Consider the following 21,612-nt stretch of genomic DNA (forward strand, 5'->3'; position numbering starts at 1 on the left):
GTCCCCCGGAAACTGGGATAATCCGCTGGAGGCCCGAACAGTGGTGTTCGCAGGCGGTACGAGCGGAGGATCACGATGACCCTGGGGTTGCCGGGACATCTTGCGCGCGAATCCCTGAGCCGGGCGCTCGCGACCGCCGGACACGGAGCGGCGTTCACCTGCCTCGCGCTCGGAGTGGTGCTCGGCGGCGTCATGGCGTCCATCGGCGGTCAGCCCGAGCGGTGGACCGGTGCGCTGCTCCTGATCATCATGATCGTGCTGCTCACGCTCGTCGCCCGGTACCCGACCGTCACGCTGACCGTGTTGTATCTCATCGTCGGCGCCGGGGTCGTGCTGGCGATCACGATCATGCTCATGCCCGGCGGTGAGTTCCCGACGACGAACAACGCGGTGCTCGCCCTGCCCAGCACCGCCCTCCTCCTCGTCGGCGGTGCGGGGGCGGGTTCGGCGATCGCGCTGACCTGGGCGACCCTCGGCTTCGCACTGAGCGAGGCTGCGGCGTTCCTCGGCGTCGTCATCGCCGGCGGCGTCTACTCGCCGAACCTCGCCGTCTGCTTCGCGTTCGTGGTGGTCGTGATCGTGCGGGTGTTCGACGGGGTCACGCGCCAGTCCGACATGCGCCGCGAAACCGGCCTCCACCGGGCGAGCCAGCAGACGCGAGAGCTCGCGATCCGTCACGATTACGAGCTCCGTGCCATCGCGCGCCTGCACGACACGGCGCTCAGTCACCTGGTGGCCATCGCGGCAGCCGGGTCGGGGCCTGTCGATGAACGCCTGCGCGTCGGCATCCGCCAGGATCTCGGCCTCATCGTGGGGCGCGACTGGGCGATCGACCACGTGCTGTACAACGAGTCGGCTTCGGGGGCGGCGGTTCGGGGAACCGCGACCCAGCGTTCGTTCGCGCCCGCCTCGACGTCTCCTGCCGCATCGAACGGCCGGGGCAACGGATGGCGCGGCCGCGCGCGCGGGAACGTGCCGCCCGCCGATCCTCGCACACCGGTCGAGGAGACCGTCCCGTCGCTCGCGCACGCATTCTCGGCGGCGGCCAACGCCGGCCTCGAGGTGCGGGTCACCGGCGACTTCGCGGTGCTGGGCACGCTCGGACCGCGGCGGGTCGCCGCCCTCGACGCCGCGGTCGCGCAGTGCCTCATCAATGTCGCTCGGCACGCCGGCGTCGACCAGGCCGAGCTCGCGCTGGGTCTCGGTGGCGGCGAGGTGACGGTCGCCGTCATGGACAGCGGCGTGGGATTCGATGAGAGCGAGGTGCCGCCCGACCGCATCGGGCTGCGCACCTCGATTCGCGCCCGGATCGAACAGGAGCAGGGCACGGTCCGACTCTGGTCGACCAGGGGCATCGGCACGACCATCGTGCTGACGGTGCCGGAGGGCGGCGAATGAGCGGGCATCTGCGCTTCACTCAGCAGGAGGCCGACCCGATCGGGGCGATCAGCGCCTCGCCGATCGTGGCGGTCGGTGCGGTCCTCGCCTTCCTCCTCGCCACGGGACTGACCTGGACGCACTGGGGCGAGGTGGGCTCGCCACCGGCCGCCGTGATCGCACTGGTGTTCGTCGCGGCCGCGGGCGTCGCCGCCGTGTTCGCGTCGTCGCCGGCGCGGGCGCCGTTCACGAACGAGCGCCTCTGGCTCGTCGTGACGCTGGCGGTCGGTGGGGCGATCGCCGAGTACGTCAGCACGGTCGGCAACAACCGGCAGTTCTACGACGATTTCGGGCCGACCGTCATCGGCATGCTGATCCTCTCGCTCGCCCCCTTCTGCACCTGGCTCTCGGCGGCGCTCGCCGGCGTGTTCTCGGCGGCCGTCCTCTCGATCCTCGTCGTCGGAGCCTCGATGTACGCGGCATCGGATGCCCCGGTCGCCGCGCTGATCACCCTGAACGCCGCACCCGTGCTCGCGATGTCCGCGGCGGCAGCGGGCTATTCGTACGGCATCGTGGCCGAGACCCTGGCATGGCAGCGCGAGGCGAACCGGGCGGCGCTGCAGCGCGACGCCGAGTTGCGGGCGGGCATCGCCCGCTCGGTGCAGCAGAGCCGCGTCTCCGTGCTCGGGCGCGAGGTGCTGCCCTTCCTCGCGGGGGTGATGACGGCCGAGCGCATCTCGGTGGCCGACGCCGACCGGGCACGAGAGCTGGCCGAGGCGCTCCGCCGAGCGCTGCGAGCGGGCATCGAGTCCACGTGGCTCGACGAGCTCGCCGCGAACATCCGCCTGAATCGTGGTGTCGACACGATCATCGACGACCCGACCGGTGCGGCGGCGGCGCTCACCGCAGACCAGCGCTCCGCCCTGACCGCGTTGATCTCCTGGCTCGGTGACTCCGCACGATCCCGGTTCATCAAGGTGGCGTTCACCGGCGGGAGCGACGGCGGCGGCCACCGGGACATCGTGCTCGTCGCCGAATCGGGAGCCTCACCACCGAGTCGACGAGAGCTCGACCGCTTCGTCGCCGTGGCGCGCGCGGTCGCCCTGCGTGCGGATGCCGAGCTGACGCGAGAGAATGTGAAGGTGGGGTTGAGTTATGACATCGATTGAACAGGCACCGACACCGGTGCCCACACCGCCGCATCGGCTTGCGATCCTCGACGACCATGAACTCATCGTCGACGGGCTCGCCCGCTGGTTCACCGACGTCGCCGCGGACTTCACCGTGGTCATCCGTGCCACGAGCTGGATGGATCTCGTGCGCGACCCCGAGTTCCCCGTCGACCTGGTGCTGATGGACCTGCAGCTCGGCGACACCGTCTCGATCGAGTCCCGCATCCGTGCCTGTCGCGCGGCCGGGGCGAAGGTGATCGTCGTGACCGCCATCGACGACGAGGAGTCGCGCCGGCGCTCGCTCGTGGCTGGCGCCGCCGGTTTCGTGTCGAAGACCCTGCCGGCCGACGAACTCGTCGACTACGCGCGGCGCGTGATGCGCGGAGAGCGGGTGCAGCGGCATCCGTCGTCGTCGGTGGACCCTGCCGGAGCGGGCGCGGGCGTGGTTCCCGACCGCCACGGCGTTGCGTTGAGCGCGGCAGAGGAGAAGGCGCTGCGCTACTACGCGCAGGGCCTCAGCACGGTCGAGGTCGGCCGGCGCATGGAGGTCGGCTACGAGACGGCGAAGACCTACCTGCGACGCGTGCGCGAGAAGTACGCGAAGGCCGGGCGCCCGGCCAGCCGCAAGGCCGAGCTGATCCGCCGTGCGGCGGAGGACGGGTACCTCGAGTAGATGGCGAAGCTGTACTTCCGCTATGGGGCGATGAACTCCGGCAAGTCGACGGCGTTGCTCCAGGCGGCGTTCAACTACGAGGAGCGCGGGCATCAGGTGCTGCTTGCGAAGCCCGCCATCGACACGAAGGGCGACTGCGACATCGTGTCGCGCCTCGGGGTCGTGCGCGAGGTGGACTTCACGATCGGACCCGACTCGAGTGTGCGCGAGGAGTTCGCGTCGAATCGCACTCGAATGACCGAGCAGCGCGGCCGCGACGTGAGCTGCCTGCTCGTCGACGAGGCGCAGTTCCTCAACTCCGACCAGGTCGACGATCTGCTGCGCATCGCGCTCCTCGACGGCGTTCCGGTGCTCGCCTACGGCATCCGCACGGACTTCCAGACCGTGGCGTTCCCCGGCAGCCGGCGACTGCTGGAGGTCGCCCACAGCCTCGAGGAACTGAAGACGATCTGCCGGTGCGGACGGAAGGCCATCTTCAACGCGCGCCTGATCGAGGGGCGGTTCGTCTTCGACGGCGCCCAGGTCGCGATCGACGGCGAGGCGGTCACCTACGAGTCGCTCTGCGGGGTCTGCTACCTCGCCGAGAGCGGTGGAGTGCTGAACGGCCGTCACTGAGCGGATGTCCCGGCGACTCGGTCCGGCGCAGGTCGGTGCATGGCGTGTGCTGGCGGGTCTGGTGCATTCGGTGCATGGCGCGTGATGATGGAGTGAGGCTCCTCGGAGGTGCGCCATGAACGAGATCGCGGTGGGTGTCGGCACGGGCGGTTCCGCCACCGAGCGCGCCGTGCGCTGGGCGGCGCAACGGGCGTCCTGGTCGGGCAGCAGGGTGCGACTCGTGCAGGTCGTCGACGAGGCGTCGAGCGCGTCCGTCGAGTCCGGGGCGCGGGAATGCCTCGACGAGGCCGCCGCCCTCGCCGCCGCCGTCGACGCCGGCCTCGAGGTCGTCACGACGCTCGAACGCGGGTCTCCGATCGATGTCTTCGAGCGGATCTCGGCCGATGCCGAGATGCTCGTGGTCGGCAGCGACTGGCACGGAGGCCGCCGTGCCAGTCGGCGCCGAGTGCTGAGCCTGCGCATCGCTGCGGTGAGCCGTGCGGCGGTCGCGGTCATCCCCGACCGCGACCCCGGCGGACGTCGGGGCATCGTGGTCGGGGTCGACGGCTCGCACATCTCCGATCACGCGCTCGCGTTCGCCGCCGATGAGGCCGACCGCACCGGCGAGCCGCTCATCGCGGTGCATTCCTGGGACGTCGTGGCGATGGTCGGCGGCGAGTACGGCTACGGCGCCCCGCTCATCGCCGCCGACGATCTGGCTCGTGCGGAGGAGGAGATCCTCGACGCCGCACTGGCACCGGTCACCGCAGCACATCCGGGGCTCGAGGTGCGGCGCACCGTCGTCGCCGGCGACCCCGTGCACGACCTCACGGAGGCTGCATCGGAGGCGAGCATGCTCGTCGTCGGCAGCCACGGACGCGGCGCGCTCGCGAGGTTCCTCCTCGGATCCGTCAGCCAGGGCGTGCTCGCCGACCTCGTGACGCCGACGATCGTGCTCAGATGACCGACGCCGCCCGCGTCGCCACGGCGACCTCGGTCTCGCCCGAAGCGAGGCGGGTCGACGGCGTGGATGCCGCGCGCGGGCTCGCGCTGATCGGCATGTTCGTCGCGCACGTCGCACCAGCCGTGGCCTCCGCCGACGCGGCCTCGCTCCTGGCGATCGCCGACGAACGTCCACGGTTGCTGTTCGCGCTCACCGCGGGCATGGGATTGGCCTTCATCTCGGGCGGCACCCGGCCGATCACGACAGGGCGGAGCATCCTGCGGCGTCAGATCACGATCCGAGCGGTGATCCTCATCGTGCTCGGGCTGCTCATCGCCGTGACCCTGCATCCGCTCGTGTTCATCATCCTCGACGTCTACGGGGTCGCATTCCTCGTGATGCTGCCGCTGCTGTTCATGCCGGCGCGTGCGGCGCTCGGGGCCGGCATCGCCCTGCTCGCGATCATGCCGGGCTTCGCCGCGCTCGCGAGCACCACCGATCTGGTCGTCGACCTGCAGCAGGGCTCGTTCGCGATCGTCGTCGACTGGTTCATCAGTGGTGCCTATCCGGTCGTGGAGTGGGTGCCCGTGATGATGATCGGACTCGCCCTCGTGCGCTTCGACCTGGCCTCGCCGCGGGTGGTGACGATCGCGGCGCTCGCGGGAGCCGCCACGGCCGCGGTGCTGCTGCCGGTCGTCGCGCTCATGCCCGTCGACGCCGACGCGGCATCCGCAGGCGAGACCGATCCATGGATCACGGCGTTGCGCACCTCGCTCGAAGCGCTCGGAAACGTCGGGGTCGGTGTCGTCGTCGTGGCCGGGATGCTGCTGCTGACCTTCTTCGCGCGCCCGTCGGTGCGCAGGGTGGCCTGCGCCGTGCTCTCGCCGGTCATCGCGATGGGGTCGATGCCGCTCACGATCTACACGCTGCACCTCGTCGTGCTCGCCGCATCGATCCGCGTCGAGGGCGGGTTCTACACCGACGACTCGTTCGAGCTGCTCTTCGGGTTGATCGTCGGGTCGATGATCTTCGCCTGGCTGTGGCGGCGCTATCTCGGCCGGGGTCCACTCGAACGGGTGCTCCGGTGGGCGAGCGGTCGGGGCCGAGCGGATGGCCCGCGGGCACCAGACCGGCGGTGAACCGCGGACGGCGATCCGGTTGCGGTGCCGCTCCGCTCCGGCGTGGACACACCGCGGGTACGGCAGAATGGAACGGTTCGATCGGGAGGATCTCCATGCGCATCTCCGTCATCGGCTGCGGCTACCTCGGTGCGGTGCACGCCTCCGCGATGGCCGAACTCGGCCACGACGTGGTCGGCATCGACGTCGACGAGCGCAAGATCGCGGCGCTCGCGGCCGGCCGGCCGGCCTTCTACGAACCGGGGCTCCCCGAGATCCTCGCGTCGGCGACGGCGAGCGGGCGACTGCGGTTCAGCACCGACATCGCGACCGCAGCAGACGCCGAGGTGCATTTCCTCGCCGTCGGCACTCCGCAGTCCGCCGAGACGGGAGCGGCCGACGTCTCCTTCGTCGATGCCGCGTTCGAGGCACTGCTGCCGCACCTGGCCGACGGTGCGCTGATCGTCGGCAAGAGCACGGTGCCCGTGGGCACGGCCGCCCGCCTCGCCGAACGCCTCGCATCAGCGGCGCCGCACGCCGGCCTCGCGTGGAATCCCGAGTTCCTGCGCGAGGGCTTCGCCGTGAAGGACACGCTTTCCCCCGACCGCCTGGTCTACGGCGTCGGGCAGGGAGACGACCACGCGGCATCCGTGCTCGATCACGTCTATCGTGCCGCGATCGAGGCGGGCACGCCCCGCATCGTCACCGACTATGCCACGGCCGAACTCGTGAAGGTCGCGGCGAACGCCTTCCTCGCGACGAAGATCAGCTTCATCAACGCGATGTCCGAGATCGCCGATGCCACGGGGGCGGATGTCACGGCGCTCGCCGATGCGATCGGGCACGACGCGCGCATCGGCCGGCGCTTCCTCAACGCGGGTGTCGGCTTCGGCGGCGGCTGCCTTCCGAAGGACATCCGCGGGTTCATCGCGCGGGCCGAGGAGCTCGGCCTGGACGACACGCTCGCCTTCCTCGGCGAGGTCGACGAGACCAACCTGCGTCAGCGGCGCCGGGTGGTGGACCTCGCAGTGCAGGACCTCGGCGGTTCCGCTGCCGGCAAGAAGGTCGCGGTGCTCGGCGTGACGTTCAAGCCCGATTCCGACGACGTGCGCGACTCGCCGGCGCTCGACATCGCGGTCAGCCTCCAGGAGCTCGGCGCCGAGGTCGTGGTGACCGACCCCGAGGGGCTCGAGAACGCGCTGGCGCGGCGCCCCGACCTCGGTACGGCGTCGACGACGCGGGAGGCCCTGTTCGGTGCGGATCTCGTGATCCTCGCCACCGAGTGGAACGAGTACCGCGCACTGGATCCCGAGGCCGCCGGACGGCTCGTGGGGGAGCGGCGCATCATCGACGGGCGCAACGTGCTCGATCCCGCCGTGTGGCGGTCTGCCGGCTGGCAGTACCGCGGCATCGGCCGGCCGTAGCGGCCCTGCGTCGGCCGATCGCCGGCGGACATGAGAAAACCCCCTCCCGAAGGAGGGGGTTTCACCCGGTCGGGGTGACAGGATTTGAACCTGCGACCTCGTCGTCCCGAACGACGCGCGCTACCAAGCTGCGCCACACCCCGGGTGGCCCTTGCGAGCCTCAACAAGAATAGCCGATAAATCGAGGCCGTCAGACCATCTCGGGCTCGCGATTGGCGACTGCCGCCCCGACCTGCCCGCGAACGACTATTCGGTGGGCACGAGTGTCAGCAGCGTCGCCTCCGGCGGGCAGGCGAAGCGCACCGGAGCGTAGATCGACGTGCCGAGGCCCGCCGAGACGTTCAGGAACGCCGACCGCAGTCCGTGGCGCCAGACGCTGAGGCCCTTGACCTGGTCGCGCGGGATGTCGCAGTTGGTGACGAGCGCGCCGAAGCCCGGCACGCACACCTGGCCGCCGTGCGTGTGCCCCGCGAGCATGAGCTGGGCGCCGTGGTTCACGAACGAGTTGAGCACGCGCTGGTACGGCGCGTGGGCGACGCCGACGGTCACGGTGGGGCGGACGACAGCGGATGCCTCGTCGGGCCACGTCTCATCGCCGAGCGGGTCTTCGGCGCGCAACTCATCGATCGCCGCGGTGATGAGGTCGAGGCGGTCGTAGCCCTTGTGCGGGTCGTCGACACCGAAGAACTCGAAATGGGTGCCGCGCAGGTCGAGCGCGGTCGCGGTGTTGTCGAGGTCGTGCCAGCCGAGCTCGTCGAAGAAGGCGTGCAGCGCGCCGATGTCGATCGGCTTGGCGCGACGGCCGAGGCGTGACGGACCGGAGAAGTAGGCGAACGGGTTCTTCAGCAACGGGCCGAAGTAGTCGTTCGAACCGTTGACGAACACCCCGGGCACGCCGCGGAACGGCTCGAGTGCCCGACGGACTCCCTCGATGCCGCGTTCATGTCCGAGGTTGTCGCCGGTGTCGACGACGAGATCGGGCTGCAGCGCGGCGAGGCTCCGCACCCACTCCTGCTTGTCGCGCTGCCATGGGGCCATGTGCAGGTCGGAGAGGTGCAGCACGCGGATCGGCTCGGCGCCCGGCGGAAGCACGGGCACATCCACTCGGCGGAGAGTCCAGCGCGTGCGCTCGACCAGTGAGCCGTAGGCGAAGGCGGCGACGCCCGCCGCGCCGATCGCCAGTGCGATCCGCGCGACGGGCGTCAAGCGGGCGGTCAACCGTCGCCCGGTGAGTTGCCGCCGCCGCCGTCTTCGAGACGGCCGACCACGATCGTCACCTTCGAACCGGCCTTGGCGTTCTCACCGGACCCCGGCGACTGCGAGATCACGAATCCGACCTTGGTCGGGTCGTTCGTGTCCTCCTCGTTCCGCTCGACACGGAAGCCGGCCGCCGAGAGGGCGGCTTCGGCCAGGTCGGCCTGCATGCCGGTCACGTCGGGGACACCCGACTGATTGCCGCGGCTGGTCTTCAGCGAGATCGTCGAGCCGCGCGGAGCCTGGCCGGAGGCCGACTGGCTTCCGATCGTGCCCTTCGGCTGCGACGAATCGACCTCGCCGTCCATGGTCCAGCCGAATCCGGCCTGCTCGAGCGCCTTCTGGGCCGCCTCGGGAGCGAGGCCGAGCACGCTCGGCACGGCTGCCATCGGGGTCGACAGGTACTCCTGCTTCGGCTCGGGGAAGTCCGAGCCGGGGTACTTGCGGTTCGCGACGTCCATGATGCGCGGCCAGATGTTGTGACGCAGCGATGCGGCCTGTCCGGCGTCGAAGTAGGTGTCACGCAGGTTGACGAACCCGGTGACGTTGTAGACGCCGACGACCGTCGCCACCTTCGACGATGCGCCGCTCATCCAGGTCGCCCAGGCATCGTCGGTGGTACCCGTCTTGCCGATCATCGGGGTGTCGGAGGTGTCCATGTACTGGCGCGAGGATCGGCCGGTGCCGTCGGTCATCACGCGCTGCAGCGCGTAGTTCATGCCGGCCGCCACATCGGCGGTGACCGCCTGCGTGCACGTCGACTTCGGCACCTCGACCGGCTCACCGTCCGCCTCGGTGATGCTGTCGATCGCGATCGGCGTGCACGACTTGCCGCCGCCCGCGACGGCAGCGAACGCCGTCGCCATCGAGATCGGTGCGACCTCTTCGGTGCCGAGCACGGCGGAGGGGCCGAACGGGATCCGATCGCCGTTCTCGTCGACGCCTTCACCGAGCGGCTTGCCGTCGGCACGGCCGGCGCTCATGAGGCCACTCGCGGTCTTCTTGATGCCGCAGAGGTCGAGCTGCTTCGCCATCGCCACGAACCCGGTGTTCTGGGAGGTCACGGTGTTGTACAGGGCGGTCTGGAACCCGCCGCTGTTGCCCTCGTCATTGCGCGGGTCCCAGTCGCCGGCGTCCTTCGGGCCGTCGCAGCTGTCTTGGAAGGTGCCCCAGTTCGAGCGCTTCTTCGCATCGACGCTCTCGTTGACCGAGTGCCCCTCGTTCAGCCATTGGCCGAGCGTGAAGATCTTGAACGTCGATCCGGGCTGGAATCCGTGGGAACTGCCGTAGTCGATCGACGCGTTGTAGTTGACGGCGTCGTACCCGTCGCCGGACACGTCGGGATCGACGTTGTATACCGTGTTCTGCGCCATCGCGAGGATGCGCCCGGTGCCGACCTCGACCGAGACGGCGGACCCGCCGATGTTGATGCCCTCCGCCGACGTCGGCACGTTGTCGTGCACCGCCTTGTAGGACTCGGACTGCATCTCCATGTCGATCGTCGTGTAGATGTCGAGACCACCGCGCTCGAGCATGCGAGCACCCTCGTTGACGTCTTTGGTCTCGGGGTCGTCGAGCTTGTTCTTGATCTCCCACGTCACGTAGTCGCAGAAGTACGCGTAGACCTTGGATGCCTGGCAGCCGCTCGACGGCTCGGTGATCTTCGGGGCCACGGGCTCGGCGACGGCCGCGTCGTATGCCTCTTGGGTGACCTTCTTCTCGTCGAGCATCTTCTTCAGGATGTAGTCGCGACGCTCCTTGTTGCGTGCGTACGGCACGGTCTCGCCGTCGACGACCGTCGCGGCGCCGTTGAGCTCGTCGTCGGGGTAGTCGAGGCGGAACTCCTCGGGGCTGTTGACGATCGCGATGAGGCTCGCCGCCTGGGCGAGCGAGAGGTCTTTCGCGTTCGTGCCGAAGTAGTAGGACGCGGCGGTCTGCACGCCGTAGATCTGTCCGCCGAACCCGGCGATGTTGAGGTAGCCCCGGAGGATCTCGTCCTTCGGGTACTCCTTCTCGACGGCGATCGCGTAGCGCATCTCCTTGAGCTTGCGGTCGACCGAGGTGCGGGTGTGCTTCTCCCACGCCTCGGTGCGCTCCTCGTCGGTCGTCGCCTTCGCCATGTCGTTCGCGACGAGCACGTTCTTCACGTACTGCTGGGTGATCGAGGAGCCACCCTGGGTGCCCTTGTCGAGCACGGTGCTGAGTGCGCCGCGCACGGTGCCCGCGATGTCGATGCCGCCGTGGTCGTAGAACCTCGGGTCCTCACCGGCGATCGCGGCATCCTTCAGGTACTGCGAGATGTAGTCGAACGCCACCTCTTCGCGGTTGTCGTCGTAGAACCACGCCATCGGCGACGGCGTGCCGTCGGGCTTCATCGCATAGATCGTGGACTTCTGCGCGAGCTCGCCGATCTCGAGGTACCCGGGCAGGTTCTCGAACATCGTGATGCTGTTGTTCGCGGCCATGCCGGTGACGGCGAGGGCCGGAGTCACTGCGGCGGTGACGAGCACGCCGGCGAGAGCGCTCATGCCGACGAAGCCGAGGATTCCGGCGCCGACGTCGCTCATCGTACGTTTTTGGGCAGACATATAGTGGAGCTTAACGGAGAAGGCTGACAAATCCCGCTATGCAGGCTGAACGTTGCATCGTGGCGGAGGCGCGCCGAAGTACGCGAATCCCGCGCTCCGTTCGGCCACGTCGCGGCATTCGGCCGCGGCTCGGTCGACACAGGCACCACAGAGACGAGGAACCATGACGACCTGGGAGTACATCACCACTCCGCTGCTCATCCACAACACCGCGGCGATCCTGAACAACTGGGGCTCCGAGGGATGGGAGCTCGTGCAGATCGTGCAGGGCCCCGAGGGCGGCCTCGTCGCCTACCTGAAGCGTCCCACCGGCGGCGAGTCGTCGGCCGCGGCATCCGCTGGAGCCGCGGCCGCAGCGCAGGCGGCCAAGCAGTTCGAGGGACAGGCCTGATGGCCGCCGTCGAGGCGCGTCTGGCCGAGCTCGGCATCGAACTGCCCGAGGTCGCGCCGCCCGTCGCCGCATACGTGCCGGCCGTCGTCACCGGCGCCCACGTCTACACCTCGGGCCAGCTGCCCTTCACCGCGGGCGCCCTGCCGGCGACCGGCAAGGTCGGCGACGGTCACGGGCTCGTGCCGGCCGACGACGCGAAGGCCTACGCCCGCACGTGCGTGCTCAACGCCCTCGCTGCCGTGCGCGCCGAGATCGGATCGCTCGACCGGGTCACCCGCATCGTGAAGCTCGTCGGCTTCGTGGCATCCGACCCGTCGTTCACCGGCCAGCCGGGAGTCATCAACGGCGCATCCGAGGTGCTCGGCGAGATCTTCGGCGACGCGGGTCGCCACGCCCGCTCGGCGGTCGGCGTCGCGGTGCTGCCGCTCGACTCGCCGGTCGAGCTCGAACTGGTGGTCGAGTTCGCCTAGTCGAACTCCGCCACGAACGACGGATGCCGCGTCGGGATCGATCCCGACGCGGCATCCGTCGTCTCAGGGCCGGTGAGGCCTACTTCACCTGCTCGCTGATGACCTGCATGATCGAGGTGTCGGCGAGCGTCGTCGTGTCGCCGATCTCACGGCCCTCGGCGAGGTCGCGGAGGAGGCGCCGCATGATCTTGCCCGAGCGCGTCTTCGGCAGTTCGTTGACGATGAACACCTGACGCGGTCGTGCGATCGCGCCGATCTGCTGGGCGACGTGCTTGCGCAGCTCGTCGCTGGCGGCCGCGACGTCGGTCACCTGGTCGGCCTGGCTCGACTTCAGGATGACGAATGCGACCACGGCCTGGCCGGTCGCCTCGTCGGACGCGCCGACGACCGCGGCCTCGGCCGTCCAGGGGTGGGCGACGAGGGAGGACTCGATCTCGGCGGTCGAGAGCCGGTGGCCCGAGACGTTCATGACGTCGTCGACCCGGCCGAGCAGCCAGATGTCGCCGTCCTCATCGCGACGGGCGCCGTCGCCGGCGAAGTACTTGTCGCCGAACTTCTCCCAGTACGTCTCCTTGAAGCGCTCGGGGTCGCCCCAGATGCCGCGGAGCATCGACGGCCACGGCTCGGTGATCGTGAGGAGGCCGCCGCCCTCGCCCTCGATCGGGATGCCGTCGTCGTCGACGATGTCGATCGAGATGCCGGGCACCGGAACCTGCGCCGAACCGGGCTTCAGGTCGGTGATGCCGGGCAGAGCGGAGATCATGATCGCGCCGGTCTCGGTCTGCCACCACGTGTCGACCACGGGGATGGAGCCGCCGCCGATGACGTGGCGATACCAGATCCAGGCCTCGGGGTTGATCGGCTCGCCGACCGAGCCGAGCAGCCGCAGCGACCGCACGTTGAAGCCGTGCACGACATCGCGGCCCTGCTTCATGAACGAGCGGATGGCGGTGGGCGCCGTGTAGAGGATCGAGACCTTGTACTTCTCGATGATCTCCCACCAGCGGCCGGGGTGCGGCGTGTCGGGCGTGCCCTCGTAGAGCACCTGGGTGGCGCCGTTGGCGAGCGGCCCGTAGACGACGTAGGAGTGGCCGGTGATCCAGCCGACATCGGCCGTGCACCAGTAGACGTCGCGCTCGGGGTGCAGGTCGAAGACGTTCTTGTGGGTGAACGCGGCCTGCGTCAGGTAGCCGCCCGAGGTGTGCAGGATGCCTTTCGGGTTGCCGGTGGTGCCCGAGGTGTAGAGGATGAACAGCGGGTGCTCGGCGTTGAAGCCCTGCGCCTCGTGCTCGGCGTCGGCCGCGGCGAGCTGCTCGCTCCACGACACGTCGCGCCCCTCGACCCAGGCCACGTCGCCGCCGGTGCGGTTCACCACGAGCACCGATCGCACGGTGGTCTCCGCGGCCTCGATGGCCTCGTCGACCGTGGGCTTCAGCGGGAAGGCCTTGCCCTTGCGGTAGCCGCCGTCGGCGGTGATGACGACCTCGGCCTGCGCGTCGTCGATGCGCGACTGCAGGCTCTTCGCCGAGAATCCGCCGAACACCACGGAGTGCACGGCGCCGATGCGGGCGCACGCGAGCATCGCGATGACGGCCTCGGGGATCATCGGCAGGTAGATGGCGACCCGGTCGCCGGCCTGCACGCCGAGCGCGAGGAGCGCGTTCGCGGCGCGCTTCACGTCGGCTGTCAGTTCGGCGTACGTGATCGAGCGGCTGTCACCCGGCTCGCCCTCGAAGTGGAGGGCGACGCGGTCGCCGAGACCCGCTTCGACGTGGCGGTCGAGGCAGTTGTAGGCGACGTTGAGCTCGCCGTCGTGGAACCACTTGGCGAAGGGGGGATTCGACCAGTCGAGGGTCTGCGTGAACGGCGTGCTCCAGGTGAGCAGTTCGCGGGCCTGGTCGGCCCAGAAGCCGAGGCGGTCGGCCGCCGCGTCTTCGTAGAGGCGCTCGTCGGCGACGGCTTGGGCGGCGAACTCGGGGCTCGGGCGGAATCGCCGGATCTCCTCGAGCGCGTGATCGATCTGAACGGTCATGGTTCTTCAGTCGCTCCTTCGCGAGTGTTCTTCGGATGGGTCGCCTGCCCCACGCAGCACACTACCCGCCGCTCCGATCCGCTGAGGAATCGTGTCGTCCTGTAGCGTCGCAGAGCGGTTTTCGAGCCGAACGGCGCGCGTTCCTGTGCCCAAGCGCAGAGAATTCTGTGTGTCGGCACAAATGAGGACAGAAAATACTTGCGCATCCTTCTGCAGGCCGTATGCTGAGTACCGCCCGAACACTCGTTTCGTGGCCTGCAGCGCTCGTGATTCCCCCCAATCCTTGCGCTGCCGAGGCGGCACCTGTTCCCCCCAATGGGTGCCGCCCCCTTTCGTTAATTGGCAGCGCGCGTTCTGCGCTGCGGCCCGATCGAGTCCTCCTCCACAACGATGTGGGGGAGGCTCTTTCCGTCTCAGGGGTCGAACGGATGCCGCGGGGCCTGTTCCGTTTCCTACGCTCGCGACATGTCCCATCCCTTCGTGGCGTCGCCGTCCTGGCAGCAGGAGCCGCTCGTGCCACCCTCCGTCGAGCGCGCATTCGGGCCGCGCGAGCGCGACACGTCGTGGTCGCCGGCCGAGTCGCCGGTCGTCCGCCCGCATGGTGAGGCGAGGCTCGGCCGCGATGCCGGAGCGACCGGCGGCTCCGTGTCGGCCGAAGCGACACGACGCCCCGGCGCAGACCTGTCGCTGCTCGGTCCGCTCGAGGTGTTCGCCGTCGACGGGCCGGTCACCGATCTCTTCGTGAACGGAGACCGCGGCCTCTGGATCGATCGCGGCGCCGGTGCCGAGCGGGAGCCCGGCTGGACGGCCGACGAAGCCGAAGTTCGTGCGCTCGCCGTGCAGCTCATCGCCCGGGGCGGGCGCCACATCGACGAGGCGACGCCCGCGGTCGATGTGCGTCTGGGGGCCGGCATCCGGGTGCACGCGGTGCTGCCGCCGGTGTCGTCGACCGGCACGACCATCTCGGTGCGCGTGCCACGGGCGGGCGGGTTCTCGCTCGCCGCGCTCGCGCGGGCGGGCATGATCGACCCGTCGCAGGAGTCGACGCTGCGCGCTGCGGTCGCCGCCCGCAAGAACCTCCTCGTGACGGGCGCCGGTGGCACCGGCAAGACGACCCTCCTCGCCGCACTCCTCGCCGAGGCTCCCGAGCGCGAGCGGCTCGTCGTCATCGAAGACGTCGCCGAACTGCAGGTCGATCATCCGCACGTGGTCTCGCTCGAGGCGCGGCAGGCCAACCTCGAGGGCACGGGCAGGGTCGGGCTCGACGCGCTGCTCCGGGAGGCGCTGCGCATGCGCCCCGATCGTCTCGTCGTCGGCGAGTGCCGCGGCGCCGAACTCCGAGAACTCCTCGCCGCGCTCAACACCGGCCACGACGGCGGCGCGGGCACGCTGCACGCGAACTCGCTCGCCGACGTCCCGGCCCGGCTCGAGGCGCTCGGCGCGATCGCAGGCCTCTCGCCCGATGCCCTCGCGCGGCAGACAGTGAGCGCCTTCGATCTCGTGCTCCATCTCGAGCGGGTCGACGGACGGCGCCGACTCGCGCAGATGGGCCGGTTCGAGCAGCACGACGACCGCCTCGCGGTCGAGGCGACATGAGCGGGCGGATCCCGCGGCGGCAGAGGTTCGTCGATCGGCTCGGCGGCCGCCGGCGCCCAGACCCCGCTGCCGAGGTCGATGCGATCGCCGCGGTCACCGAGCGGCTCGCGGTGCTCCTCGCAGCGGGCGTGCCGGCACCGAGCGCGTGGAGCAATGTCGGCGCCGACTCGATCTCGGGCGCCGACGCGGGAGTGCTCGCGATCGCCGCGGCGGCGGCACGGCGCGGAGACCCGGTCGCTCCGGCGATCGCCGATTCGCTGCCCGATCGCCCTGAGGCATCCGCAGCCTGGCCGGTGCTCGCCGCAGCGTGGGGTGTCGCCGCCGAGTCCGGCGCGCCGCTCGCGGGGAGCCTGCGCGAACTCGCCGCGGTGCTGCGCGACGAGGCGCAACTGCGTCGGGAGGTGCGGGCGGCGCTCGCCGGCCCGGCCGCGAGCGCCCGGCTCGTGATGGCGCTGCCCGCCATCGCGGTGCTGTTCGGTGCGACACTCGGCTTCGACACGCTGGGCGTGCTGTTCGGCAACCCCATCGGGCTCGCCTGTCTCGCGCTCGGGCTCGCCAGCCTCTGGGGCGGCCACCGGTGGAACCTGGTGCTCGCGGCGCGAGCGGGGCGCTCGCGGGTCGACGCCGGTCTCGAGCTCGAACTGCTGGCCATCGCCATGTCGAGCGGCGTCTCGATCGATCGCGCACGGGCCCTGACCCGCGACACGATCGTGCGGTTCGTTCCGCACGCCGGTGACGGCGCCGAGGTCGACGCGGTGCTCGGCCTCGCGGCGCGTGCCGGCGCCCCGGTCGCCGAACTGCTGCGTGCCGAGGCGTACCGCCTGCGCAGGGCGGCGAGGTCTGCCGGCGTCGAACGTGCCGCCGCGCTCGGCGTGCGGCTCATGCTGCCCCTCGGGCTCTGCGTGCTCCCGGCCTTCGTGCTGCTCGGCGTCGCACCCCTCATGATCTCGGTCGTCACCGGCACCCTCGGCGGTGCCCTGTGACCCGACCCGACTCGTGCCACCCGACCGCCGGCACGCCGGCATCACCGAAAGGAACACCATGCACGGAGACTCGAGCACCGCACCGCCCCGAGGTCGCACTCGACGGGGTCGCCGCCGCGGCATCGTCAGACGGATCGCCGTGCGGCTCGCAGGTGAGCGCGGAGCGGCGACGGCCGAGTACGCGGTGGCGACGATGGCGGCGGTCGGCTTCGCCGGGCTGCTCGTCATCATCCTCCGCGGCGACGAGGTGCGCGGCATCCTCACCGACCTCGTGCGGAATGCGCTCACGGTCGGCTGAGCGCGAACGCGGCAGCGTGACCGCGGAATTCGCGGTCGCGCTGCCCGCGATCGCCCTCGTGCTCGCAGCCTGCCTCGCCTCGGTGCAGTTGGCGGCGCAGCAGGTGCGACTGACGGATGCCGCGGCCGACGCCGCCCGAGCGCTCGGTCGCGGCGAGTCGGAGTCGGAGGCGGCGGCGATCGCGGAGCGCATCTCGGGCGGGGCGGGGCTCTCGACGGCGACCGACGGGCAGTTCGTCTGCGCGACGCTCACCGCTTCCGGCGGCGGCCTGCTCGCTGCGATCGAGTTGCGCGCCGAATCGTGCGCCGTGACGGGAGGGCGGTGATGCGCCGGGCACCCGCGACCGATGCGCCCCGCCCGGGCGCTGGCGCACGCGCCCTCGAGCACGACGGAGCAGTCGAAGCGGGCGGAGCCGAAGCGGGCGGAGCTGAATCGGGTGCCGCATCCGTGCTCGCGATCGGCATCATCGGCGCGATGACCGCGCTCGCCGTGGCGCTGCTCGCACTACTCGGTGTCTTCGTCGTGTCTCAGCGTGCGGCGAACGCCGCCGATGCCGCCGCGCTCGCCGCTGCCGACGCCATGTCGGGTGCCGTCCCGGGCGTGCCGTGCCGACTCGCGGGCGCCATCGCCGCGCGCAACGGTGCACGGCTCGACGGCTGCGGGGGCGACGGCGCCACGGCATCCGTCACCGTCGTCGTCGATGCGGTGCCGGGGTTCGCGATCACGGCCTCGGCACGCGCCGGACCGCCCGAGTGGCCGGGCGCGGCGCCGCCGTGACCCGACCGGTCAGTCGAACACGGTCTCCACGAAGCGGTACTCGACGGCGGTCGGTCGGTCGTCGCCGGGCGCCGCGAACTCCATGCCCGCCGCACGCGCGTACACGTAGTGCTTGCCCTGTTCGGTGTTCAGTTCGATGCGGGGTCGCGGATCTCCGGACTCGAGGAAGGCGGTGGCCACCGTCTTCCCCTCGAGCGGCCCGTCGACCAGCATCGCCGTGTACGAACTCGTCGTTGAGGTGTCCATGATGGCCATTCTCCTCGGCGCTCCGAGAACCGCAAGGGGGCGCGGGGAGCGCTGCGGAACCGGTTCGACCGTTCCGCGAGTGCGCCTCCTCTCGGCCAGTGTGTGTATGGTGTGGCTGTCGGCGCAGCATTTTCGCCGGCTGATGGCACACCGCTCGGGGGCGCGGCTTCGAATGTGCGTTCTCGTCCCAATTGTCAACAAAGAGGAGTCTGGTGTCAGGCGCGAAAAAACTGGTCATCGTCGAGTCGCCCACCAAGATGAAGTCGATCGCCCAATACCTGGGCGACGGCTACGAAGTGCTGTCGTCCGTCGGACACATCCGCGATCTCATCGAGCCCAAGAACCTGCCGCCCGAGCTCAAGAAGGGCCCGCTCGGCAAGTTCTCCGTCGACGTCGACAACGGCTTCGAGCCGTACTACGTGGTCTCCGACTCCAAGAAGAAGACCGTCGCGGAACTGAAGCGCGCGCTGAAGGGTGCCGACGAACTCCTGCTCGCAACCGATGAGGACCGCGAGGGCGAGGCCATCGCGTGGCACCTGCTGCAGGAGCTGAAGCCGAAGGTGCCGGTGCGTCGCATGGTCTTCCACGAGATCACGAAAGAGGCCATCGAGAAGGCGAAGGACAACACCCGCGACCTCGACACCGCACTCGTCGACGCGCAGGAGACCCGGCGCATCCTCGACCGCATCTACGGCTACGAGATCTCGCCGGTGCTCTGGCGCAAGGTCGGCCCCGGCCTGTCCGCAGGACGCGTGCAGTCCGCCGCCACCCGCCTCGTCGTCGACCGCGAGCGCGAGCGCCTCGCGTTCGTCGCGGCGGGGTACTGGGACCTCGCGGGGCGCTTCTCGGCCGAGGCATCCGACACCGCGACCTCGTTCGAGGCGAAGCTCGTGCGCCTCGGCGGCGAACGCGTCGCGACCGGCCGCGACTTCGACGACGCCGGAACGCTGAAGAGCAAGGCCGTCGTGCTCGACGAGGCGACCGCCGCTGCGCTCGTCACCGCGCTCGCCGACGACGCCGTCCCGCGCACCGTCTCCAAGGTCGAGTCGAAGCCGTACTCGCGTCGCCCGGCAGCACCGTTCACGACGTCGACGCTGCAGCAGGAATCCGCCCGCAAGCTCCGTCTCTCGGCCCGCGACACCATGCGCGTGGCGCAGTCGCTCTACGAGAACGGCTACATCACTTATATGCGCACCGACTCGTCGTCGTTGTCGCAGCAGGCGATCACCGCCGCCCGGGCCCAGGCGACCGCGCTCTACGGAGCCGACTCGATCCCCGACAAGCCCCGCGTCTACGCCGGCAAGTCGAAGAACGCGCAGGAGGCCCACGAGGCCATCCGCCCGTCGGGCGAGGTGTTCCGCACGCCCGCCGAACTGCAGAGCGTGCTGCGCGGCAGCGAGTTCAAGCTCTACGACCTGATCTGGAAGCGCACGGTCGCCTCGCAGATGGCCGATGCGAAGGGTCAGACGGCCACGGTCACGATCGAGGTCGGGCCGACGGCGACGGATGCCGCCGCGCCCGCCGAGGCATCGGCACCGGTCGGCGGTACCATCGCCGAGTTCACCGCGAGCGGCACGGTCATCACCTTCCGCGGCTTCCTCGCGGCGTACGAAGAGAGCCGTGACGAGGAGCGCAACGCCGAGGAGACGCCCGGTGAGGCGAAGCTGCCCCCGCTGAAGGAGGGCCAGTCGCTCGCGATGGCCGACCTCGAGGCCAAGGGCCACGAGACGTCCCCGCCGCCGCGCTACACCGAGGCGAGCCTCGTGAAGCGACTCGAGGAACTCGGCATCGGCCGGCCCTCGACGTTCGCCTCGATCATCTCCACGATCATCGACCGCGGCTACGTGACGCAGCGCGGGCAGGCCCTCGTGCCGAGCTGGATCGCGTTCTCGGTCGTGCGACTGCTCGAAGAGCACTTCGGCGACCTCGTGGAGTACGACTTCACCGCCGAGATGGAGGACGACCTCGACCACATCGCCGCCGGCGAGGCCGACCGCGTCGACTGGCTGTCGAGCTTCTACTTCGGCTCCGACAAGCACCGGGGTCTGCGGCAGGTCGTCGACAACCTCGGCGAGATCGACGCCCGCGAGATCAACTCGGTGCAGATCGCGCCCGACATCACGCTGCGCATCGGCAAGTACGGCCCCTACCTCGAGATCGTCGAGGAGGGCGCTGCGCCCGACGCGACGCCTCGGCGGGTGAACCTTCCCGAGGGCCTCGCCCCCGACGAGCTCACCGAGGCGAAGGCCCGCGAGCTCATCGACGCGCCCGTGCAGGAAGCGCGCGTGCTCGGCGTGAACCCCGAGAACGGCAAGGAGGTCGTCGTGAAGGACGGCCGCTTCGGCCCGTACGTCACCGAGCTCGACCCCGAGCCCGTCGCGGCTCCCGAGGCCGAGGCCGCGGCGACCGTCGACCCGGCGACCGGCGAGGTGATCGACGCGGCGAAGCCGAAGGCCAAGCGCGCCGCGAAGAAGCCCCCGGCCGAGAAGCCGCGCACCGCATCGCTCTTCAAGAGCATGCAGGTCGCCGAGATCGACTTCGAGACCGCCCTGAGGCTCCTGAACCTGCCGCGCGTCGTGGGCGTCGACCCCGAGACCGAGGTCGAGATCACCGCGCAGAACGGCCGCTACGGCCCGTACCTGAAGAAGGGCGCCGACACACGCACCCTGCCGAGCGAGGATGCGATCTTCGAGATCGGCCTCGACGGGGCGCTCGAACTCTTCGCCCAGCCGAAGTACGGCGGCCGCGCCGCGTCGAGCGCGCTGAAGGAGTTCGAGGCCGACCCGGTCAGCGGCAAGCCGATCAAGGTGAAGGACGGCCGTTTCGGGCCGTACGTCACCGACGGCACCACGAACGCGACCATCCCGCGCGCCGAGTCGGTCGAAGACATCACCTTCGAGCGTGCCGTCGAGCTGCTGCAGATCAAGCGCGACAAGGGTCCCGCGGCGCCGCGTGCCAAGAAGGCTCCTGCCAAGAAGGCCCCCGCGGCGAAGAAGACGCCCGCGAAGAAGGCGCCTGCGAAGAAGGCTCCCGCGAAGAAGGCGGCGACCGAGCAGTGAGCGACGGACTCTTCATCACCCTCGAGGGCGGCGACGGGTCCGGAAAGACGACCCAGGCCGAACTGCTCGGCGCCTGGCTGGTCGAGTCCGGGCGCACCGTCGTGCGCACGCGCGAGCCCGGCGGCACCGAGGTGGGCGTCGAGGTGCGCGAGATCGTGCTGCACCATCGCGGCGACATCGCGCCCCGCGCCGAGGCGCTGCTCTACGCCGCCGACCGCGCGCACCACGTCGCGACCGTCGTGCGGCCGGCGCTCGCCCGCGGCGAGGTCGTCATCCAGGACCGCTACATCGACTCCTCGGTGGCCTACCAGGGCGCCGGGCGAGTGCTCGACGCCGAGGCCGTGCGGGGTCTCTCCGAGTGGGCGACCGAGGGGCTCGTGCCCGACCTGACGATCCTGCTCGATCTCGATGCCGCGTCGGCGCGCACCCGCCTCGACGATGCGCGCACGCGCTACGACCGGCTGGAGGCCGAGGCATCCGAGTTCCACGACCGGGTCCGCAACGCGTACCTCGAGATCGCGGCGGCGGAGCCCGCCCGCTTCCTCGTCGTCGACGCGGCGCGGCCGGTCGAGGAGATCGCCGCGGCGATCCGCGACCGAGTGGTCGGGCTGCTCTGA

The 21,612-nt window shown here is 70.3% G+C and carries 20 protein-coding genes and 1 tRNA gene; 16 read left to right on the top strand and 5 right to left on the bottom strand.

Features of this window, described 5'->3' with window-relative positions:
* The first annotated feature begins 75 nt into the window (after positions 1-75).
* From JOE59_RS02900 to JOE59_RS02930, 7 genes are all read left to right on the top strand, one after another.
* Complete coding sequence (locus tag JOE59_RS02900) at positions 76-1,398, top strand: sensor histidine kinase (protein ID WP_204458856.1); 1,323 nt, start codon at positions 76-78, stop codon at positions 1,396-1,398.
* Positions 1,395-2,546, top strand: coding sequence for a hypothetical protein (locus tag JOE59_RS02905; RefSeq protein WP_204458857.1), 1,152 nt, complete (start codon positions 1,395-1,397; stop codon positions 2,544-2,546). Before JOE59_RS02900 ends, JOE59_RS02905 begins: the two co-directional genes overlap by 4 nt.
* Positions 2,533-3,222: a response regulator transcription factor gene (locus tag JOE59_RS02910; RefSeq protein ID WP_204458858.1), complete on the top strand. Its 690-nt coding sequence runs from the start codon at positions 2,533-2,535 to the stop codon at positions 3,220-3,222. The genes JOE59_RS02905 and JOE59_RS02910 overlap by 14 nt, the downstream gene beginning before the upstream one ends.
* A complete protein-coding gene (locus tag JOE59_RS02915; protein WP_204458859.1) occupies positions 3,223-3,837 on the top strand; it encodes a thymidine kinase in 615 nt (204 codons plus the stop codon).
* 115 nt (positions 3,838-3,952) lie between these two features.
* Entirely contained in the window at positions 3,953-4,780 is an 828-nt protein-coding gene (locus JOE59_RS02920; RefSeq protein ID WP_204458860.1) for a universal stress protein, read from the top strand.
* Entirely contained in the window at positions 4,777-5,898 is a 1,122-nt protein-coding gene (locus JOE59_RS02925; RefSeq protein WP_204458861.1) for a DUF418 domain-containing protein, read from the top strand. Before JOE59_RS02920 ends, JOE59_RS02925 begins: the two co-directional genes overlap by 4 nt.
* Positions 5,899-5,993: 95 nt before the next feature.
* Entirely contained in the window at positions 5,994-7,301 is a 1,308-nt protein-coding gene (locus JOE59_RS02930; RefSeq protein ID WP_204458862.1) for a UDP-glucose dehydrogenase family protein, read from the top strand.
* A gap of 69 nt (positions 7,302-7,370) precedes the next feature.
* Here the strand turns inward: JOE59_RS02930 and JOE59_RS02935 are convergent.
* The 3 genes from JOE59_RS02935 to JOE59_RS02945 form a co-directional block, all read right to left on the bottom strand.
* A tRNA-Pro gene (locus JOE59_RS02935) sits at positions 7,371-7,444 on the bottom strand.
* A 103-nt stretch (positions 7,445-7,547) separates the two neighbouring features.
* Positions 7,548-8,519 (bottom strand): metallophosphoesterase, encoded by a 972-nt coding sequence (locus tag JOE59_RS02940; RefSeq protein WP_204458863.1) that lies wholly within the window; start codon positions 8,517-8,519, stop codon positions 7,548-7,550.
* Positions 8,516-11,122 carry a transglycosylase domain-containing protein gene (locus JOE59_RS02945; protein ID WP_204458864.1) on the bottom strand — a complete coding sequence of 869 codons (2,607 nt, stop codon included), beginning with the start codon at positions 11,120-11,122 and terminating at the stop codon, positions 8,516-8,518. Before JOE59_RS02945 ends, JOE59_RS02940 begins: the two co-directional genes overlap by 4 nt.
* Before the next feature lie 184 nt (positions 11,123-11,306).
* Between JOE59_RS02945 and sp36 the strand changes: the two genes are divergently transcribed.
* Positions 11,307-11,534, top strand: a complete 228-nt coding sequence (sp36, locus tag JOE59_RS02950) for a Sp36 family protein (protein ID WP_179550745.1) — start codon at positions 11,307-11,309, stop codon at positions 11,532-11,534.
* Positions 11,534-12,004, top strand: coding sequence for a RidA family protein (locus tag JOE59_RS02955; RefSeq protein WP_204458865.1), 471 nt, complete (start codon positions 11,534-11,536; stop codon positions 12,002-12,004). The genes sp36 and JOE59_RS02955 overlap by 1 nt, the downstream gene beginning before the upstream one ends.
* Before the next feature lie 79 nt (positions 12,005-12,083).
* On the opposite strand, the gene acs is transcribed toward JOE59_RS02955, so the two are convergent.
* A complete protein-coding gene (gene acs, locus JOE59_RS02960; protein ID WP_204458866.1) occupies positions 12,084-14,036 on the bottom strand; it encodes an acetate--CoA ligase in 1,953 nt (650 codons plus the stop codon).
* A gap of 465 nt (positions 14,037-14,501) precedes the next feature.
* Between acs and JOE59_RS02965 the strand changes: the two genes are divergently transcribed.
* Genes JOE59_RS02965 through JOE59_RS02985 form a run of 5 tightly spaced genes read left to right on the top strand, consistent with a single transcriptional unit; the run spans position 14,502 to position 17,690 of the window.
* Positions 14,502-15,632 carry a TadA family conjugal transfer-associated ATPase gene (locus JOE59_RS02965; protein WP_204458867.1) on the top strand — a complete coding sequence of 377 codons (1,131 nt, stop codon included), beginning with the start codon at positions 14,502-14,504 and terminating at the stop codon, positions 15,630-15,632.
* Positions 15,629-16,615 (top strand): type II secretion system F family protein, encoded by a 987-nt coding sequence (locus JOE59_RS02970; protein WP_204458868.1) that lies wholly within the window; start codon positions 15,629-15,631, stop codon positions 16,613-16,615. The genes JOE59_RS02965 and JOE59_RS02970 overlap by 4 nt, the downstream gene beginning before the upstream one ends.
* 58 nt (positions 16,616-16,673) lie before the next feature.
* On the top strand, positions 16,674-16,913 hold the full coding sequence (locus JOE59_RS02975; protein WP_204458869.1) for a DUF4244 domain-containing protein: 240 nt from the start codon (positions 16,674-16,676) through the stop codon (positions 16,911-16,913).
* 16 nt (positions 16,914-16,929) lie between these two features.
* Positions 16,930-17,238: a TadE family type IV pilus minor pilin gene (locus JOE59_RS02980; RefSeq protein ID WP_307836927.1), complete on the top strand. Its 309-nt coding sequence runs from the start codon at positions 16,930-16,932 to the stop codon at positions 17,236-17,238.
* Complete coding sequence (locus JOE59_RS02985; protein ID WP_204458871.1) at positions 17,238-17,690, top strand: Rv3654c family TadE-like protein; 453 nt, start codon at positions 17,238-17,240, stop codon at positions 17,688-17,690. The genes JOE59_RS02980 and JOE59_RS02985 overlap by 1 nt, the downstream gene beginning before the upstream one ends.
* 9 nt (positions 17,691-17,699) lie before the next feature.
* On the opposite strand, the gene JOE59_RS02990 is transcribed toward JOE59_RS02985, so the two are convergent.
* Positions 17,700-17,936 carry a hypothetical protein gene (locus JOE59_RS02990; protein ID WP_204458872.1) on the bottom strand — a complete coding sequence of 79 codons (237 nt, stop codon included), beginning with the start codon at positions 17,934-17,936 and terminating at the stop codon, positions 17,700-17,702.
* A 212-nt stretch (positions 17,937-18,148) separates the two neighbouring features.
* On the opposite strand from JOE59_RS02990, the gene topA reads away from it, so the two are divergent.
* Complete coding sequence (gene topA, locus JOE59_RS02995) at positions 18,149-20,995, top strand: type I DNA topoisomerase (protein WP_204458873.1); 2,847 nt, start codon at positions 18,149-18,151, stop codon at positions 20,993-20,995.
* Complete coding sequence (gene tmk, locus JOE59_RS03000) at positions 20,992-21,612, top strand: dTMP kinase (protein WP_204458874.1); 621 nt, start codon at positions 20,992-20,994, stop codon at positions 21,610-21,612. The genes topA and tmk overlap by 4 nt, the downstream gene beginning before the upstream one ends.

It is taken from the genome of Agromyces cerinus (assembly GCF_016907835.1).
Lineage (GTDB): Bacteria > Actinomycetota > Actinomycetes > Actinomycetales > Microbacteriaceae > Agromyces > Agromyces nitratus.

Excerpts from the sequence above, each read along its gene's own strand:
- JOE59_RS02970 (WP_204458868.1), top strand. The coding sequence starts at position 15,629 with ATGAGCGGGCGGATCCCGCGGCGGCAGAGGTTCGTCGATCGGCTCGGC.
- JOE59_RS02990 (WP_204458872.1), bottom strand. The coding sequence starts at position 17,936 with ATGGACACCTCAACGACGAGTTCGTACACGGCGATGCTGGTCGACGGG.
- JOE59_RS02925 (WP_204458861.1), top strand. The coding sequence starts at position 4,777 with ATGACCGACGCCGCCCGCGTCGCCACGGCGACCTCGGTCTCGCCCGAA.
- JOE59_RS02965 (WP_204458867.1), top strand. The coding sequence starts at position 14,502 with ATGTCCCATCCCTTCGTGGCGTCGCCGTCCTGGCAGCAGGAGCCGCTC.
- JOE59_RS02975 (WP_204458869.1), top strand. The coding sequence starts at position 16,674 with ATGCACGGAGACTCGAGCACCGCACCGCCCCGAGGTCGCACTCGACGG.
- acs (WP_204458866.1), bottom strand. The coding sequence starts at position 14,036 with ATGACCGTTCAGATCGATCACGCGCTCGAGGAGATCCGGCGATTCCGC.
- JOE59_RS02905 (WP_204458857.1), top strand. The coding sequence starts at position 1,395 with ATGAGCGGGCATCTGCGCTTCACTCAGCAGGAGGCCGACCCGATCGGG.
- JOE59_RS02955 (WP_204458865.1), top strand. The coding sequence starts at position 11,534 with ATGGCCGCCGTCGAGGCGCGTCTGGCCGAGCTCGGCATCGAACTGCCC.
- JOE59_RS02900 (WP_204458856.1), top strand. The coding sequence starts at position 76 with ATGACCCTGGGGTTGCCGGGACATCTTGCGCGCGAATCCCTGAGCCGG.
- sp36 (WP_179550745.1), top strand. The coding sequence starts at position 11,307 with ATGACGACCTGGGAGTACATCACCACTCCGCTGCTCATCCACAACACC.
- JOE59_RS02945 (WP_204458864.1), bottom strand. The coding sequence starts at position 11,122 with ATGAGCGACGTCGGCGCCGGAATCCTCGGCTTCGTCGGCATGAGCGCT.
- JOE59_RS02920 (WP_204458860.1), top strand. The coding sequence starts at position 3,953 with ATGAACGAGATCGCGGTGGGTGTCGGCACGGGCGGTTCCGCCACCGAG.
- JOE59_RS02985 (WP_204458871.1), top strand. The coding sequence starts at position 17,238 with ATGCGCCGGGCACCCGCGACCGATGCGCCCCGCCCGGGCGCTGGCGCA.
- JOE59_RS02910 (WP_204458858.1), top strand. The coding sequence starts at position 2,533 with ATGACATCGATTGAACAGGCACCGACACCGGTGCCCACACCGCCGCAT.
- JOE59_RS02915 (WP_204458859.1), top strand. The coding sequence starts at position 3,223 with ATGGCGAAGCTGTACTTCCGCTATGGGGCGATGAACTCCGGCAAGTCG.
- JOE59_RS02930 (WP_204458862.1), top strand. The coding sequence starts at position 5,994 with ATGCGCATCTCCGTCATCGGCTGCGGCTACCTCGGTGCGGTGCACGCC.